General features: G+C 45.1%; 15 protein-coding genes and 1 rRNA gene. 6 read left to right on the forward strand and 10 right to left on the reverse strand.

What is annotated here, in order from left to right:
- Nucleotides 1-114: 114 nt before the first annotated feature.
- From aroA to pheS, 4 genes are read right to left on the reverse strand one after another with little or no spacing between them, the layout of a single operon-like run.
- A complete protein-coding gene (aroA, locus tag VIM88_RS03170) occupies nt 115-1,398 on the reverse strand; it encodes a 3-phosphoshikimate 1-carboxyvinyltransferase (RefSeq protein ID WP_331861434.1) in 1,284 nt (427 codons plus the stop codon).
- Nucleotides 1,395-2,246, reverse strand: coding sequence for a 4-hydroxy-3-methylbut-2-enyl diphosphate reductase (locus VIM88_RS03175; RefSeq protein ID WP_331861435.1), 852 nt, complete (start codon nt 2,244-2,246; stop codon nt 1,395-1,397). The genes aroA and VIM88_RS03175 overlap by 4 nt, the downstream gene beginning before the upstream one ends.
- 2 nt (nt 2,247-2,248) lie before the next feature.
- Complete coding sequence (gene pheT, locus VIM88_RS03180; protein WP_331861436.1) at nt 2,249-4,582, reverse strand: phenylalanine--tRNA ligase subunit beta; 2,334 nt, start codon at nt 4,580-4,582, stop codon at nt 2,249-2,251.
- The gene (gene pheS, locus VIM88_RS03185; protein ID WP_331861437.1) at nt 4,579-5,571 is read right to left on the reverse strand and encodes a phenylalanine--tRNA ligase subunit alpha; all 993 of its coding nucleotides are present in this window, start codon (nt 5,569-5,571) and stop codon (nt 4,579-4,581) included. The genes pheT and pheS overlap by 4 nt, the downstream gene beginning before the upstream one ends.
- 204 nt (nt 5,572-5,775) lie before the next feature.
- Here pheS and VIM88_RS03190 point away from each other — a divergent pair, with 204 nt between their 5' ends.
- Entirely contained in the window at nt 5,776-6,129 is a 354-nt protein-coding gene (locus VIM88_RS03190) for a histidine triad nucleotide-binding protein (protein WP_331861438.1), read from the forward strand.
- A 385-nt stretch (nt 6,130-6,514) separates the two neighbouring features.
- On the opposite strand, the gene VIM88_RS03195 is transcribed toward VIM88_RS03190, so the two are convergent.
- Nucleotides 6,515-8,350 carry an ABC-F family ATP-binding cassette domain-containing protein gene (locus VIM88_RS03195; RefSeq protein WP_331861439.1) on the reverse strand — a complete coding sequence of 612 codons (1,836 nt, stop codon included), beginning with the start codon at nt 8,348-8,350 and terminating at the stop codon, nt 6,515-6,517.
- Nucleotides 8,351-8,474: 124 nt separating this feature from the next.
- Here VIM88_RS03195 and VIM88_RS03200 point away from each other — a divergent pair, with 124 nt between their 5' ends.
- Entirely contained in the window at nt 8,475-8,681 is a 207-nt protein-coding gene (locus tag VIM88_RS03200; protein WP_331861440.1) for a hypothetical protein, read from the forward strand.
- Nucleotides 8,682-8,720: 39 nt separating this feature from the next.
- On the opposite strand, the gene VIM88_RS03205 is transcribed toward VIM88_RS03200, so the two are convergent.
- Nucleotides 8,721-8,930: a hypothetical protein gene (locus VIM88_RS03205; RefSeq protein ID WP_331861441.1), complete on the reverse strand. Its 210-nt coding sequence runs from the start codon at nt 8,928-8,930 to the stop codon at nt 8,721-8,723.
- Between the two features lie 93 nt (nt 8,931-9,023).
- Here VIM88_RS03205 and VIM88_RS03210 point away from each other — a divergent pair, with 93 nt between their 5' ends.
- Nucleotides 9,024-9,230, forward strand: coding sequence for a DUF1450 domain-containing protein (locus VIM88_RS03210; RefSeq protein ID WP_331861442.1), 207 nt, complete (start codon nt 9,024-9,026; stop codon nt 9,228-9,230).
- A 3-nt stretch (nt 9,231-9,233) separates the two neighbouring features.
- Here the strand turns inward: VIM88_RS03210 and VIM88_RS03215 are convergent, their stop codons facing one another.
- On the reverse strand, nt 9,234-9,695 hold the full coding sequence (locus VIM88_RS03215) for an OsmC family protein (protein ID WP_331861443.1): 462 nt from the start codon (nt 9,693-9,695) through the stop codon (nt 9,234-9,236).
- Nucleotides 9,696-9,765: 70 nt separating this feature from the next.
- Here VIM88_RS03215 and VIM88_RS03220 point away from each other — a divergent pair, with 70 nt between their 5' ends.
- Together VIM88_RS03220 and VIM88_RS03225 are read left to right on the forward strand one after the other, a co-directional pair.
- On the forward strand, nt 9,766-10,230 hold the full coding sequence (locus tag VIM88_RS03220; protein WP_331861444.1) for a CYTH domain-containing protein: 465 nt from the start codon (nt 9,766-9,768) through the stop codon (nt 10,228-10,230).
- 63 nt (nt 10,231-10,293) lie between these two features.
- Nucleotides 10,294-11,733 (forward strand): protein adenylyltransferase SelO, encoded by a 1,440-nt coding sequence (locus VIM88_RS03225; protein WP_331861445.1) that lies wholly within the window; start codon nt 10,294-10,296, stop codon nt 11,731-11,733.
- Between the two features lie 7 nt (nt 11,734-11,740).
- Here VIM88_RS03225 and VIM88_RS03230 read toward each other — a convergent pair whose 3' ends face one another.
- Nucleotides 11,741-12,346 (reverse strand): hypothetical protein, encoded by a 606-nt coding sequence (locus VIM88_RS03230; RefSeq protein ID WP_331861446.1) that lies wholly within the window; start codon nt 12,344-12,346, stop codon nt 11,741-11,743.
- A 105-nt stretch (nt 12,347-12,451) separates the two neighbouring features.
- A complete protein-coding gene (argH, locus tag VIM88_RS03235; protein WP_331861447.1) occupies nt 12,452-13,837 on the reverse strand; it encodes an argininosuccinate lyase in 1,386 nt (461 codons plus the stop codon).
- Between the two features lie 391 nt (nt 13,838-14,228).
- Between argH and VIM88_RS03240 the strand changes: the two genes are divergently transcribed.
- Entirely contained in the window at nt 14,229-14,471 is a 243-nt protein-coding gene (locus VIM88_RS03240) for a hypothetical protein (RefSeq protein ID WP_331861448.1), read from the forward strand.
- Between the two features lie 95 nt (nt 14,472-14,566).
- On the opposite strand, the gene rrf is transcribed toward VIM88_RS03240, so the two are convergent.
- A 5S ribosomal RNA gene (gene rrf / locus VIM88_RS03245) occupies nt 14,567-14,682 on the reverse strand.
- Nucleotides 14,683-14,950 lie beyond the last annotated feature (268 nt).

Below are 14,950 nucleotides of genomic sequence, written 5' to 3' on the forward strand. Positions count from 1 at the left end.
ACCATAAATATGGCTTATAAGGCAGAGGGGCCAAAGCCCCGCTGACGCTAGGTCTACTTTTACTCTTGGACGGTATAAGTTGTTTATTTTAAGCTTTTATACTTTAGGGAAGTGCTAGTAGGAAGAAATACTTTCAAGTACTTCAAAATAGGTAGGAAATGTTTTTGCCGTACATTCAGGTTCATTGATCGTGACGGAGACAGGATCCAGTGCCAAAAGGGAAAAACACATGGCCATTCGATGGTCATCGTAGGTGTCTATCGCTGCATGTTTCAATACTTCAGGCGGTGTGATCTTCAAATAATCCTCGCCCTCTTCCACCTCTGCTCCGACCTTGCGAAGTTCTGTGGCCATGGCAAAGAGCCTGTCTGTTTCTTTGACGCGCCAGTTATAGATATTTCTCAGCGTAGTGGTCCCCTTTGCAAAGAGTGCCGTGGTCGCTATGGTCATGGCTGCATCGGGGATGTGGTTGAAATCCATATCGACGGCATGAAGCTCGCCTTTGCTTACCGATACAAAGTCATCACCCCACTCTACCGCTGCACCCATTTTTTCAAGGACATCTACGAACTGGACATCACCCTGTATACTTTTCTTTCCGATCCCTGTCACTTTGACCGTACCGCCTTTGATGGCAGCCGCAGCCAAAAAATAAGAGGCGGAAGAGGCATCCCCCTCTACCATAAAGGTCTCTACGGCTTTATAGGTCTGTCCGCCTTTGACCCTGAATGTCTGATAATTCTCATGTACAACCTCTACACCGAACGCTTTCATGATATGCAGGGTAATATCGATATAGGGTTTAGAAACAAGCTCCCCTATGATGGTAATGGTCATATCCCCTTTGGCCATGGGTGCGGCAAGCAGCAGTGCCGTTAGGAACTGGCTGGAAATGGCACCATCTATCTTCACATGGCCGCCTGATAATCCATCCGCCTCTATCAAAAGCGGGGGATACCCCTCATTCTCTTTATAGGTGATCTTTGCGCCTGCCTCTCTCAACGCATCTACCAAATGCCCGATCGGCCGTTCCTTCATTCTCGGCTCACCCGTAAGCAGGTAGGACCCTCTGCCCAAGCATAATGCGGCGCAAAGTGGCCGCATCGCTGTCCCGGCATTCCCAAGAAAGAGTTCTTCCAGGTCACTACCCTCTATAGGCCCCCCATTGCCGACCACCGTACAGGTTGTCTTGTTTTCTGAAAGGGTATAGTCGATCCCAAGCTGTTTGAGTGCATTGAGCATATGCCTCGTATCGTCACTCTCCAAAAGATTGGTGATCGTGGTTGTTCCCTCGGCCAGTGCAGCGAGCAGCAACGCCCTGTTGGAAAGACTTTTAGAACCTGGAAGGTTGATCTCTCCCTCTATTTTAGAGATAGGTTTCAATGTCAAACTGTTCATACAACCTCATCTACTTTCACTAGTTCTTTAATTTTACTGATCACATTGTCTACGATCCACTTGGGTGTAGAGGCACCGGCTGAAATACCGCAAAGATCCTTCTCTTCAAACCAAGCGGCTTCGAGTTCTTTTTCATTTTCTATCAGATAGCTGTCCTTGCAGTAACGCTGACTGATACTGTGCAGCTGTTTGGTATTGGAAGAGTGTTTCCCCCCTATCACGATCATCACATCCGCCTTTTTAGCGAGTTCCGATGCTGCATCCTGGTTCTCAAAAGTGGCATTGCATATGGTGTTGAAGACCCGGACCTCTTTGCGTGTTGCCATCAAAGCCGTGACGATCTTGGCAAAGTCCTCAGGTTTTTTTGTGGTTTGTGATACAACGGCGACCTTCCCCTTGAGAGGAAGTCCTTCCAACTCTTCGGATTCCAGTACGATAAACGCATCCTCAGGGTCTTCCGCATAACTTACCACCCCTTTGATCTCAGGGTGATTCTTGTCACCGAAGATCACAATACTGTATCCCTCCGTACTCATCTTTTGTACAATGTTCTGCGGCGTGGTCACATAAGGGCAGGTTGCATCTATGATCTTGTGTTTTTGCTTTTTTAAAGCAGCCAGTTCATCTTTAGGGATGCCGTGGGTACGGATCACGACGGCATCATCCGTTTCGATATCTTCGATACGCTCCGCAAGACCGATGTTAAATTTCGTTTTCAGTCTGTCGATCTCGTCTTTGTTATGGATCAGCGGACCATAGGTAACCGATCCCCTGTGCCCTTCAGCTATTTCGATCGCTCTCTCCACACCAAAGCAAAATCCGTAACTGGATGCCAATTGTATTTTCATGGCTATCTCAACTCTGCTTTACATTCTGTCTCAAGTGCAGTCATCACCTGCGCCATCAACGCTTCTATATCACTGTCTTCCAGTGTTTTTTCCATCGACTGGATAAAGAAACGGACCGTAAGACTCTTTTTGTCCCCTAACTTTTCATCCTCATAGATGTCTACAGGATAGCTATCTTTGAGCGTTGGCAGGTCCAGGTGCTTCAGCACTTTAGCTACCTGATAATAGTTCAAAGACTTATCTATCAGGACAGAAAGGTCTTTGTAGACACCCTGGAACTTAGAAATGGGCGCTGCATTGATATGCTTGGGCATCAAGGCATCAAAATCAAGTTCCGCTATGAATGTCACAGGAATATCAAAATCCTCCTGTACATTTGGGTGGAGCTTCGAGAGGAAGCCGCAAACTTTTCCGTCTACGATGATATCTGCCGACTGGTAAGGGTGCAGCAGGGCGTTGCTATGCGTACAGGGGACCAGTTCAAACGCACCTATCACCGCACCTACCTTTTGGGTAAAGGCAGCAAAATCTATCATCTTCGGTTTTCCGGCATTTCTCACACTTTCGGCTTCAATCTGGCCGGAGAAAACAAAAGAGATCTTTTCGCTCTGTTCCCTTTTAGTACCGAACACCGCACCTATCTCGAAAAGCGGAATGGACTTTCTGCTGTGACTGACATTGCGCTTCACTGCATTCAGTAAGTTGACCAGTATCGTAGACCTGAGCGTGTTGAGCTCTTCGGCTATAGGGTTGGCAAGTTCCAGTGCCTCTTCCACCGTAGTGAAACCGTACTTTTCCAAAAGCGCCCTTTCGGAAAAGACATAAGAGACATTCTCATAAAAAGAGACACCCACCGCACGGTTCTTGAACTCCTTTTTTGCCCGATATCTGTCTGTCGTAGCATTCAGGCGCGGTTTTTCGGCAAATACAAAAGGTTTTGCCTCTATGTTGTTGATCCCTATGATACGCACGATCTCTTCAGAGATATCCTGGATATTCTTGATATCATGTCGGAAGAGCGGCACCACCGCAACCACCACATCATGCCCCATAGAGTTGATCTCAAATCCCAGTTTCTGAAGTATCGTGACAATTCTACTTACTTCAACATCCATACCGATGATAGAGGAGATCTCTTTTGCATCTACGATGACCGTTTCATTTTCACGCTCTGTACTTACATTGAGCGAGCCTTCATAGCAGGAGATATTCGTATACTTGTCTATAAGCAAGGTCATAAAGGAGAGACCGAACTGTAGGTCCGGGTTGGAACCTCTTGATGTCTTATAGTAGAGATCATCTGTTTCCAAAGAAGCCGTAGCCACAGCTTCGACCAAAGTATCCGGGTGGATATAGCTGGCCTCGATCAAAAGCTCTTTGGTCTCATCGGTTACCATGGCCTTTTTGGCCTGGTTCGCACCTACAACAGAAAGTACTGTATCATTCCCTTTGATCTCTATGATGCCTTTTGCTTTTGCCACAGGAAGTACAGAGATCCTATTGTCATGATTACGGAATACCCTGCTGTCATAGGCACGCAAAATCACACCTGTGGTATGTGTGACATACGCCAGGATATTGTCAAGTTTACCTTCAGCCATGGCATTGACCATAGCCAATCGCAGCTGTATCAGACAACTGCTGGATATCTTATTGATCGTCGCCAATTTATAACGCAGGTCTGCCTCCATTTCACCCTGTGTATGGATCTCTGCTTCTCTGGCGATACCGAGTTTCACTTTTTCTTTCTGTTTGTATTCAAAAGGTTTCATTTCCAGATCCAGTGCTGCACTCAGATCTCTTGCCACGCCATAAATACTGAGACAGTCACCCCTGTTGGCTGTCAGCTCGAGCTCTATCACTGTGTCCGCCACGGTAGGATAGGAGCCCAGTTCGCGTCCTGCTTCAAGCTCACCGATACTCTCGTCGAGTATCATAATGCCTTTGCCCATCTCCGGCAGTCCAAGCTCGGAAGAGGAACATACCATCCCTTCGCTCTCGACACCGCGGAGTTTCGCATGCTTGATCACGAAATCACCGGGCAGTACCGCGCCAATGGTCGCTACTGCCACATACTCCGCATCTACCACGTTCGCCGCGCCGCAGACGATCTGTCTGGTCCCGCTTCCTACGTCGATCTGGCATACGTTCAGCTTATCTGCATCAGGGTGTTTTTCGCAGGAGAGTACCTTTCCTACAACGACCTTTGGGGCAATTTCAATTTGAGTCAGGCTGTCAACTTCCAGCCCTATCGCGTTAAATGTTTCATAAAGCTTTTCATTAGAGACACTGCTAAGGTCTACGAACTCATTTAACCAACTTCTTGTTACTATCATCTAAACTGCTCCAACAAACGAATATCACCCTCGAACAACGATCTCAGGTCAGGTATCTTGTGCATAAGCATCGCAAAACGCTCTACACCCAGACCAAAGGCATAACCACTCACAGTCTCATATCCTACTGCCTTAAAGACATTCGGGTCAACGATCCCGCATCCGAGTACTTCCAGCCAACCTGTATGGGAACAGACCCTGCACCCTTTGCCTTCACAGAAGATACAAGAGATATCGACTTCGGCAGAAGGCTCTGTGAACGGGAAGAAGCTTGGTCTGAAGCGTACTTCGACCTCACCGAACATATATTGCAAGAAATCTGTCAGTATGGACTTGAGATTTGCAAAACTCACTTTGTCCCTGTCATCCACCACAAGACCTTCTACCTGATGGAACATCGGTGTATGCGTCAAGTCATAATCTCGTCTGAACACAGTACCTGGAGCGATCATTCTGATAGGAGGTTTTCTCTCAAGCATGGTACGTATCTGTACCGGAGAGGTGTGTGTACGAAGCAGGCTGCCGTCCTTGAAGTAGAAGGTATCTTGCATATCACGTGCGGGGTGGTGTTTGGGAAGGTTGAGGGCTTCAAAGTTATGAAAATCATCTTCCACCATCGGGCCGCTCTCAACCGCAAAGTTCAACGCCACGAAATAGTCAATGATCTTGTCCATGGTCTCCATGACCGGATGGAGTGCGCCCTTCTGTGCCAGCGTACCATAGAGTGAGACATCTACCGCCTCGTTTTTAAGCACTTTTTCTATCTCTTCAGCCTTAAGGACCTCGTAGCGTGCATCAAAACTTGCCTGCAGGGAAGCTTTACTTTTGTTCAGTCCCTCTGCAAAGGCTTTTTTTTCCGGGCCGGGTACATCTTTCATCTTCGCAAACTGCGCTGCGAGAATTCCCTTCTTCCCAAAAAGCTCGACACGTACCTTTTCCAATGTTTCAAGTGAGTCAGCTTGAACGATCTTCTCTTCTAAATTTTCCATCTAACCTCTATGTTGCTTCATATCTATTGCCACGATTTTATCCAAAAATTACTAATAATGGGATTTATTACTATGTATCTGTGCTATACTTTGCATAGTTGAACCTTAACGATCACCACACCCTGTGCGTGCTTGACATGGATAGGAACAAGTTGATATGATACTAAAAAAATAGAACAAATCAAGCAATTAAAGGACCGCTGCATGTGTATATTCTGCAAAATCGTCAACAAAGAGATCCCAAATAACACCGTCCATGAAAGTGAACATTTTTTAGCATTCAACGACCTCTACCCCAAAGCACCCATACACATTCTCATTATCCCAAAAACACATGTGGATTGTTTTCAGGATGTGACACCGGAGACCATGGCAGGATTGACTGTATTTGCACAGGAGGTAGCTACGAAAGTCGGTATCGATAAATCAGGCTACAGACTCGTCACGAACAATGGTCAAGACGGCGGACAAGAAGTGTACCACTTACATTTCCACATGCTGGGCGGAGGCAAGCTCGCATGGGATCACAGCCACGAAGACCCGCATAAGAGTTTATAAAACTCTTACGGAAAAGTTATTATTTAAATTTCAAAAACTACCTCAACATCAAACTTGTGATAGTGTTTCCCCCTCTTACTTTTCTAAAAAAGTAAGCAAAAGTCGTCACTGTTCTCAAATCGCTATGCTTACAAAGGTGTTCACAGTGACAAAGCACACTTCGTGTGATTGACAGAATTTCCAAATAAAGACAATCAGTAAGTGACGCTAGTCCATATATTAATAAAATATTGTCGTGCGAACGACCTTGAAAACGAAGCGATTCGAGAGTCACGACGCTTTTTTGCTTCGTTTTTTCTAAAAAAATGAAGAAAGTAACAACGCCACAAGTAAGCTACAATGGAAGTTCGATAAAAATTTCCAACCATACATACTATACAATAAATTACGCGTCAATTTCCTCAAGCTTCCGTTCATACTCAGCCACGATCTCATCATCTTTTTCCGTGGCGGTCTCTAACCGTTCAAAAAAGGCATCCACTTCCTGCTGCAGTTCTCCTACTTCACGTGAAAGTTCCATCATTGCCGAATTATCACCCGACATGGATGCTTTTTCAAGCGCTGCGTTTTTAGCCTCAAGTTCTGCTTCAAGCCCTTCTATTTTTTCTTCACAGAGCTTGATCTCTTTGGTAAAGGGCTTACGCAGTTCGTTACGTTCGTGCGTGACCGCTTTGCGGAGTTTCTTGCGTTCTTTATGGTTGATCTTGGGTTTTTTCTTTTTAGGTGCCGTTCCCTCTTCCTCTTCCCAGCCTATCTTTTCCAGAAACTCATCATAGGTACCGTCAAAGTATTCGGCACCCCCTTGATGGAAAATGATCAGCGCGTCAGCCAGACGCCGTAAAAGCATCTCTGAGTGCGTCACCATGATCAGTGCACCCTCAAACTCCTCTATGGCATCCGCAAGTGCATCGATGGATTGCATATCGAGGTGGTTAGTAGGCTCATCCAGGAACAACAGGTTCGCAGGTGTTGCGATGATCTTGCCCAGCATCACACGGCTGCGTTCCCCTCCGGAAAGCACTTCTATCTTCTTGTCTCCAAGTTCCCCGGAGAACATCATACGTCCGGCGATGTTCCGCGCCTGCGGGATGCCGATATCCTTATTGACCGAAGCGATCTCATCCACAATGGTAGCATTTACATTGAGCCTCTCGATGTTCGTTTGCCCGAAATGCGCAAAAGTCGTTGAGGGGTGATAATCCAGTGTCCCCTGTTGGAGCGGTAGCTCTCCTGCAATATAGTTAAGCAAAGTAGATTTACCTTTACCGTTCTTGCCGATGATCGCTAAACGTTTTCCTCTCTCTAGGGCAAAGGTTACATGCTCAAAGAGCGGTTTATCAGGGTCATATCCAAACCCTAGGTTATCAGCTCTCAATATGATCTTTGCCGGTGTCTCTTTGTAGCTAAAATGGAAAGACAGGGTCGCATCGTTCTGCAGATCCTCCATCTCATCCATTTTGTCGAGTTCTTTTTGCTTGGACTGTGCCAGTGCAGCGGTAGATGCCCTGGCCTTGTTCCGTGCTACGAACTCTTCAAGCTCTTTACGCTTTTTGTCCTGGTTTGCCTTTGTTTTCTCATACGTTTCATCTTCCATCTCAAGCGTAGCGTAATACTTGTAACTGTCGCCCTCGATCAAACGAAGCCCTTTACGCTGTATACCCATCGTATGGGTCGTTACCGAGTCCATAAAATCACGATCGTGCGTGATGAGTATCACCTCTCCGTCAAACTCTTTAATAAACCCTCTTAGCCAACGTAAAGAAGGCAGGTCAAGGTAGTTGGTAGGCTCGTCAAGCAGCAGCATGTTGGGTTCTGTTGCCAAAAGCTTTACAAGGTTGATACGTATCTGGTACCCACCGGAAAAGCTCATAGGATCTTTATCCAGGTCCTCTTCCGAAAAACCCAGTCCAAAGAGAAGTTTCTCTATCTTGTAAAAATTCCACTGTTCATCCTCTGGAAGTACCAAGGCACACTCTTCACGTACTGTGGGTTCCGTAAAAACAAGATGCTGTTTAAGTGAACCGATCATATAGTTTTTAGGAATGCTCACATCTCCGGAGTCATAACCCTCTTCACCTAGAATGATCTTAAAAAGGGTAGATTTACCGGATCCGTTACGCCCCACCAATCCGATCTTCTGTCCAGGCGAAAGCTTGAGATTGACATCTTTAAAAAGTGTTTGTCCACCGAAGCTTTTGGAAAGGTTGGTAAGTTGTATCATGGATATATCCGTATGTGAAAAAATTTTGTGGGATTATATCCAAAAGTCTATTAGCCCGCATACTATTTGTTTGAAAGTATTATCGTTCTATAATGAAGTTAGAGATTTACACAAAGGAGAAAAAATGAGCGAAAGCAACCTGAAACACTTGGAAAAGATCAAAGAGGGCATAGATAGATCGGACGCTTTGACGGAAGAGGAAAAAAGCGACTCCATGAAACGTATCGAGCAATGGTACAGGGAGGACAAGGCCTGGGGGACCTTCATGAAGGAGCTAAGCGAGATCTCACCTACCGTCAAAGGGCTCCTTGCTGAACTCGGACTGCTCTAGTGTACACAGCCTGTCTTCGGCAGGCACCTGCCCTATCGACTAATAATCACGGAATTCACCCTCTTTCAGTTTTGTCTTCAATCCATCCAGGGCTTCCTGCATGATATCCAGGATCATTTCTCCCGCCAATGTATCATCTGCCTCTGGCACATCCCAGTTGGTGATCTTCATATTGACCTTGAAGATCGCATTGATCTCAGAGATGATCTCGCTTTTTCTACCCAAAATATCTTGTGCTACAGGATTCATGCTAGTCCTTTTGTCATAGTTAGTCGTAAAAACTATGATACCCCTCTTAGAGTAAAAAGTATCTGAAGCCCAAAAAATATGCTATAGTAATGTATGAAGATACAACTATGTAAAAAATTCTCGAAAAGTGCCAAGCTTCAGGAAAAACTCCAGGAAGCTTTTCCTGATGACACCATCATGGTAAGGTCATGTATCGACATGTGCAAGCTCTGCAAGAAGCAGCCTGTAGCAAGGGCGGCTGGAGAAAAGCTCAAGGCCAAATCTATCTCAAAGCTGATCTCCAAGATAGACTCGCTCTAAGACCTACGAACAGCAGGCTCCGCCAAAGCCGTCTTCAAGCGGTACATTCATAGAAGTAAGCGCCTCCTTCTCCGCTATCGTCTCTCCATTTTGAATAATAGTATAACTTACTTTCACAGAATCACGGATAGAGTTCACTGTGGTACAGTAGCTCTCCAGAGATGCCCCTATGTAACGCTTCGCTTTTGTTGCATCAAAGGCCCCGTCAAATGTATAAATGATATGCATGGACGCAAATTTCATCGGTACGGATTCTGTTCTTTCTATCTCTGCTTTTACAGAGTAGTTCGTCACTTCAAAACCGTCCTTCTCTGCCATCATCACAAGATCTATCCCTGTGCACCCTATGATGCCTGTCGCAAAATACTCCACAGGTGTGATCTCTTTACAGTCCAGGATATAAGAAGACTTTGTTGTGTTCGCTTTAAACTTTTTATCACCAAGATACTCTACTGATACATTCATGTACATTCCTAAGATTTATTTGTGATAGTGTACACTATATGACTTATAAATTTACTGCAAAAGGCATACGATGGGTGTAGAAATAGAACGCAAATTCCTGACAGACGAAACGAAACTGCCCACACTACAAAATGGCTATCGCATCAAGCAAGGCTACATCCAGACCGCAGATCATACCACAGTACGTGTGCGCATCCGTGACAAAGAGGCCTTTCTCACCATCAAAGGCAAAAGTCAAGGGGCCTCCCGCTTAGAGTTTGAATACCCCATTCCTCTGCAAGATGCGGAAGAGATGCTCGAAAACCTCTGCCACGCCTCACTGATAGAAAAAACACGCTATCTTCTAGAGCATGAGGGACATACATGGGAAGTGGATGTGTTTGAAGGGTCCAATCAAGGACTTATCGTCGCTGAAATAGAGCTGCAGAGTGAAGAGGAGGATTTCTCTTTGCCCGAATGGGTAAGTAAAGAGGTAACGGAGGATGTCAGGTATTTCAATGCCAATTTGATCAAGCATCCATATGCAGACTGGTAAAAGAGATCATGTCTGAAGGCAAAGATTATCTTACCTTAAGCATAACCAATGTAAAACCTCTTTATGACACTTAATGAACTTGATCTTAAAACCGAATATCTTTCACTGGATAGTGAATTTTACGATTTGACCGACCCCACACCGCTGGATGATCCCTATTTGATCAGCTTTAATCCCAAGGCGGCAGAACTGATCGGTCTTGACAGCAATAGCGCAGATGACCCGCGATTTGTCGCACTGCTGAACGGTACCTTCATTCCCAAAGGGGTGCGTCCCTTTTCTATGTGCTATGCAGGACATCAGTTCGGCCATTACGCCCCGCGCCTGGGAGATGGAAGGGCTGTCAATCTGGGAAGCATCAACGGCTGGCACCTTCAGACCAAAGGAAGCGGAGAAACACGCTACTCACGGATGGCAGACGGTCGTGCTGCCCTTCCCTCTTCGATACGGGAGTACCTGATGAGCGAAGCGATGCACCATCTTGGTATCCCTACCACACGTGCCCTGGGCATCATCGGATCAGAAACAAAGATCGTACGGAACCAGATCGAACGCGGTGCGATCGTGATGCGCATGTCACCAAGCTGGGTACGTTTTGGTACATTCGAGTACTTTTACTATTTCAAAGAGTATGACAAACTCAGATCACTCGCCGACTATGCCATCAAAGAATCCTACCCGCATCTTCAGAAGGATGAAGATCGTTATTACAGGTTCTTTTGTGAAGTCGTTGAGCGCACTGCAAAGCTGATCGCACAGTGGCAGGGCGTAGGCTTTAGCCATGGTGTGATGAACACAGATAATATGTCGATCGCAGGCCTTACCATCGACTATGGGCCGTATGCCATGCTGGATGATTTTAACTTCGGCTTTGTGAGCAATAAGTCTGACCGGGCAGGCCGCTACAGCTACGGCGATCAGCCCAATGTCTCCTACTGGAACCTCACTATGCTCGCCAAAGCACTCTCCCCTCTCATTGACCAGGAGAGAATGCAGAAAAAGCTCGATGATTACGGCAATTTCCTCTACCCGGATGCCTATATCGATGTGATGAGAGAAAAGCTGGGGTTGGAAACGAAGCTGGAAGAAGATGCAGAACTCATCACAAGCCTGGTAGGGGCCCTGCAGGATGCTTATGTCGACTATACCAATTTCTTTCGAACTCTCAGCCGCTATGATGGTGAACGAATGCCCCTCTATGATATCGCTATGAACCCACTGGTCATTCATCACTGGCTTGATCAGTATGATCAACGTTTGGCTAAAGAGTCACGTTTACAGACAGAACGCCAAGAAGCAATGCTAAAGCGCAATCCAAAGTATGTATTGAAGAACTATATGCTGCAGGATGCGATCACACTGGCCAAGAAAGGGGACTTTTCAATGGTTGAGACACTGCTGTATATCGCGTCACATCCGTTTGATGAACTGCCGGAGTTCGAACGTTTTGCCAAGGAGACACCGGAAGAACACAAGAATCTCACGCTTTCCTGTTCCTCATGAGTGACAACTATTCAATGCCGTGGTATTTCTTGTAGACACCTTCTACGTAGTCGGGTTTAAGCCCCCGTATCTTCATATCATACTTCTCTTCTTTGATATGCTCTTTAATGGTCTCTATGAGTATCTCCCATCGTTTTGCCAGGATGGCTCTTATCTCTGCTTCAAAGTCACCCGCATGCTCAGGATACTGGGCTTTTAGCATCTCTGCCACATCAGAAAATTCTGTTTGGCGTATAAGCTCAAGCTGCTCTTTAGGATGACTCTGTGCTTCTTCCACAAGCTGCGTCCAGCCTGCTTCCAAAACAGTACTTAATTCTTTATCGTAGTCTCTCTCTTCATTGGGGAACTTCTCCCGGAGTGCCGTTGCGATATCTTTCAATGGATGTTCATTGACTATCTCAAGTTCTACTTCAAACCCTTTCAGGTTCTCTTCATACTCTGCTATATCATCATACAATGCTGCGATCTTTGCATTCTTCTCTTTTTGAGCATTTCTGGCTTTCGTGTATGTAGGAGTATTGATCTCCTCTTCCGGCTCTATGCCGTAAGATTCTCTCAGCTCCTGCATCTGTAACTCTTTTAGCGTCATTTGGTCTTTGCTTTTTTCAGCCATGATGTCGATACTCCTCTATCATTTTATCATTCACCCACTATAGTTATTTAACATTTATATCTACTTAAAGGGTTAAAAGTTGTATGACAATCTACCCTTCACTGGCTATAACGAAGCAATCCACTTCTTCAAGCTCTCCACCTGCTCCAGTGTCCTAACCGTGGCTGTCCCGCCTTCAGACTTTCGGGCATTCATGGAAGCACGGTTGTCAAGCAGCGCGACCACACCTTCACCGATGCGTGCATCGACACTTTGCAGCTCTTCTAAACTAAGTTCTGAGATGTCCAAGCCTTTCTCCTCGGCCAAATTCACCGCATTTCCGGTAATGTGGTAGGCATCCCTGAACGGTAGTCCCACTTCTTTTACGAGGTAGTCAGCCAGATCCGTGGCAGAAAGATGGCCTATCATACAAGCCGCTTCCATGGTTTCTTTGTTGACCTTCATCTCTGCTATCATCTCTTCAAGCACCTGCAGTGAGAGTATGGCTGTTCTTACAGAGTCAAATACCCCTTCTTTATCCTCTTGCATATCTTTGTTGTAGGCAAGCGGTAGACCCTTCATTACGGTAAGCAGTGCTACCAGGTTACCGTTCACACGTCCTGTTTTACCTCTGAGAAGTTCAGGGATATCCGGGTTTTTCTTTTGCGGCATGATGGAAGAGCCTGTCGCATGTCTATCACTGAGTGTCACCCATTTAAACTCACTTGCAGACCATAAGATTAGCTCTTCGCTCAAACGGCTCATGTGCATCATCATGGTGCTTATATTAAAGAGAATCTCTAAAGCGAAGTCACGGTCACTGACCGTATCCAAACAGTTCAGTGTTGGCGCTTTAAAACCCAGTTTGTCTGACGTGGTCTTCCTGTTGATAGGATGCGGCGTACCGGCCAATGCTGCACACCCTATAGGAGAATAGTTATTACGCTCGTAAGAGCTCATAAAACGCTCATAATCACGTTTGAACATACTGGCATAGGCCATCATATGATATCCGAAGTTGATAGGCTGTGCATGCTGCAGGTGTGTCATACCAGGAAGCAACACTTCGGCATTCTCCTCTGCCACCTTAAGCAGTGTTTTGATGTTGCTTAAAAGCAGGTCAGCAATAGCCTTTGTGTTCCTCTGTACATAAAGTCTAAAATCAAGTGCGATCTGGTCATTTCTGCTTCTTGCCGTATGAAGGCGCTTGCCCGCATCCCCTACCTTTTCAGTGAGTCTTCCTTCTATCGCCATGTGGATATCTTCATCATCTCCATCGAGTTTAAAAACACCAGACTCTACTTCGCTGAGTATTTCGTTCAAACCGTTTTCGATCTTTTCATAATCGTCTTTAGAAATGATACCCTGTTCAAAAAGCATAGAAGCATGCGCTTTTGAGCCTTCTATATCCTCTTTGTAAAGCACTTTGTCAAAAGGAAGCGAGTTATTGAGATCTTGAAGTAATTGTGAACTCTTTTCAGAGATTCTTGCTGATGCAATCTTTTTAGACATGATGATTCCTAAAATATTTAAGTAGGAGTATTTTATCGTAAAGTACGTTTAAGAAGGTTTGTGAAAAAAGTGGCGAAGAGCCTCCGAGGGAAATGAATAAAAAGGGAGGGGGGAGACTCTTCTGTAAAAGGCAACCATCCAGGAGAGGAACAAGGAAGTTTACAAATTTTGGACAAGGAGTAAAACAAATTCTCCTGGAAAGGGAAAGTTGGTTGCCTTTTCTAAGAACATTATAAATGATAGGAGTTAATGGGGAGTAAATAAAGTGTTAATCAAAGGTTTGGCATTAGAAATTAGAAATTAGAAATTAGAAATTAGAAATTGGTGATTTGTGGGTAGTGGGTAGTGGGTAGTGGGTAGTGGGTAGTGAACGGTACCATATAAAATTGAAGTGGCACTTAAAGAAGGGATAAAAGGAAATGAGTTAGCCAGAAGAGTTTCGCACCTGATAAAGATCATTTCCTGCGGCAGCCATTTGCACTTTTTTTGTTTTCTAAAGAAGTCTTTGCTAGCGCAAACCGCATTTGCTGACTTTGGGTTCGTTACATTTTTTTATGCACGTAAAAAAATAAAAGGAACAAGAAGAAAGTATAAACACTTGAACTATCTTACATTGGTAAAACAAAGTTTATAAAAAGAAGAATAGTAAAAATATTTCTAAAAGAGAAGTTATTTATGATTATTAAGAGATTGATTGTTGTAGTTAGAAAGGTTGTTATAAGAAACTCAAAGTGGCAGCGACCTACATTTCCACAGACGTAGCCTGCAGTATTATCGGCGATGGGAGGCTTGACTTCCAGGTTCGGAATGGAGCTGGGTATGACCCTCCCTCTAGCCCCACCACTAAGAGAAGTAAGAACACCGTGATGTGCTTAATTCTCTTCGCTTTGGAAAGCTTGAGTAAACTTAGTATTGTTAAGAGTCCAGGTAACGTTGATCACAATTTATATACTCATGGTGTAATTCCATAGGAACAATTCCTCATTCCTAATTCCTCACTCCTCATTTATTAAGTGCTTGCACTTAATAAGGTAGTACCTATTGGTAGAATAAAGTAAATACGAACGATCTATTAGTACTGGTCAGCTAAATGACTTTCATCACTTACACACC

It is taken from the genome of Sulfurovum sp. (assembly GCF_036568385.1).
Taxonomy (GTDB): Bacteria; Campylobacterota; Campylobacteria; order Campylobacterales; family Sulfurovaceae; genus Sulfurovum.

What these genes read in the sequence shown, in the direction of transcription:
- VIM88_RS03210 (WP_331861442.1), top strand. Translation starts at nt 9,024, where the DNA reads ATGAAGATACAACTATGTAAAAAATTCTCGAAAAGTGCCAAGCTTCAG.
- VIM88_RS03225 (WP_331861445.1), top strand. Translation starts at nt 10,294, where the DNA reads ATGACACTTAATGAACTTGATCTTAAAACCGAATATCTTTCACTGGAT.
- VIM88_RS03175 (WP_331861435.1), bottom strand. Translation starts at nt 2,246, where the DNA reads ATGAAAATACAATTGGCATCCAGTTACGGATTTTGCTTTGGTGTGGAG.
- VIM88_RS03205 (WP_331861441.1), bottom strand. Translation starts at nt 8,930, where the DNA reads ATGAATCCTGTAGCACAAGATATTTTGGGTAGAAAAAGCGAGATCATC.
- VIM88_RS03195 (WP_331861439.1), bottom strand. Translation starts at nt 8,350, where the DNA reads ATGATACAACTTACCAACCTTTCCAAAAGCTTCGGTGGACAAACACTT.
- pheS (WP_331861437.1), bottom strand. Translation starts at nt 5,571, where the DNA reads ATGGAAAATTTAGAAGAGAAGATCGTTCAAGCTGACTCACTTGAAACA.
- aroA (WP_331861434.1), bottom strand. Translation starts at nt 1,398, where the DNA reads ATGAACAGTTTGACATTGAAACCTATCTCTAAAATAGAGGGAGAGATC.
- VIM88_RS03215 (WP_331861443.1), bottom strand. Translation starts at nt 9,695, where the DNA reads ATGAATGTATCAGTAGAGTATCTTGGTGATAAAAAGTTTAAAGCGAAC.
- VIM88_RS03230 (WP_331861446.1), bottom strand. Translation starts at nt 12,346, where the DNA reads ATGGCTGAAAAAAGCAAAGACCAAATGACGCTAAAAGAGTTACAGATG.
- argH (WP_331861447.1), bottom strand. Translation starts at nt 13,837, where the DNA reads ATGTCTAAAAAGATTGCATCAGCAAGAATCTCTGAAAAGAGTTCACAA.
- VIM88_RS03190 (WP_331861438.1), top strand. Translation starts at nt 5,776, where the DNA reads ATGTGTATATTCTGCAAAATCGTCAACAAAGAGATCCCAAATAACACC.
- VIM88_RS03200 (WP_331861440.1), top strand. Translation starts at nt 8,475, where the DNA reads ATGAGCGAAAGCAACCTGAAACACTTGGAAAAGATCAAAGAGGGCATA.
- VIM88_RS03220 (WP_331861444.1), top strand. Translation starts at nt 9,766, where the DNA reads ATGGGTGTAGAAATAGAACGCAAATTCCTGACAGACGAAACGAAACTG.
- pheT (WP_331861436.1), bottom strand. Translation starts at nt 4,582, where the DNA reads ATGATAGTAACAAGAAGTTGGTTAAATGAGTTCGTAGACCTTAGCAGT.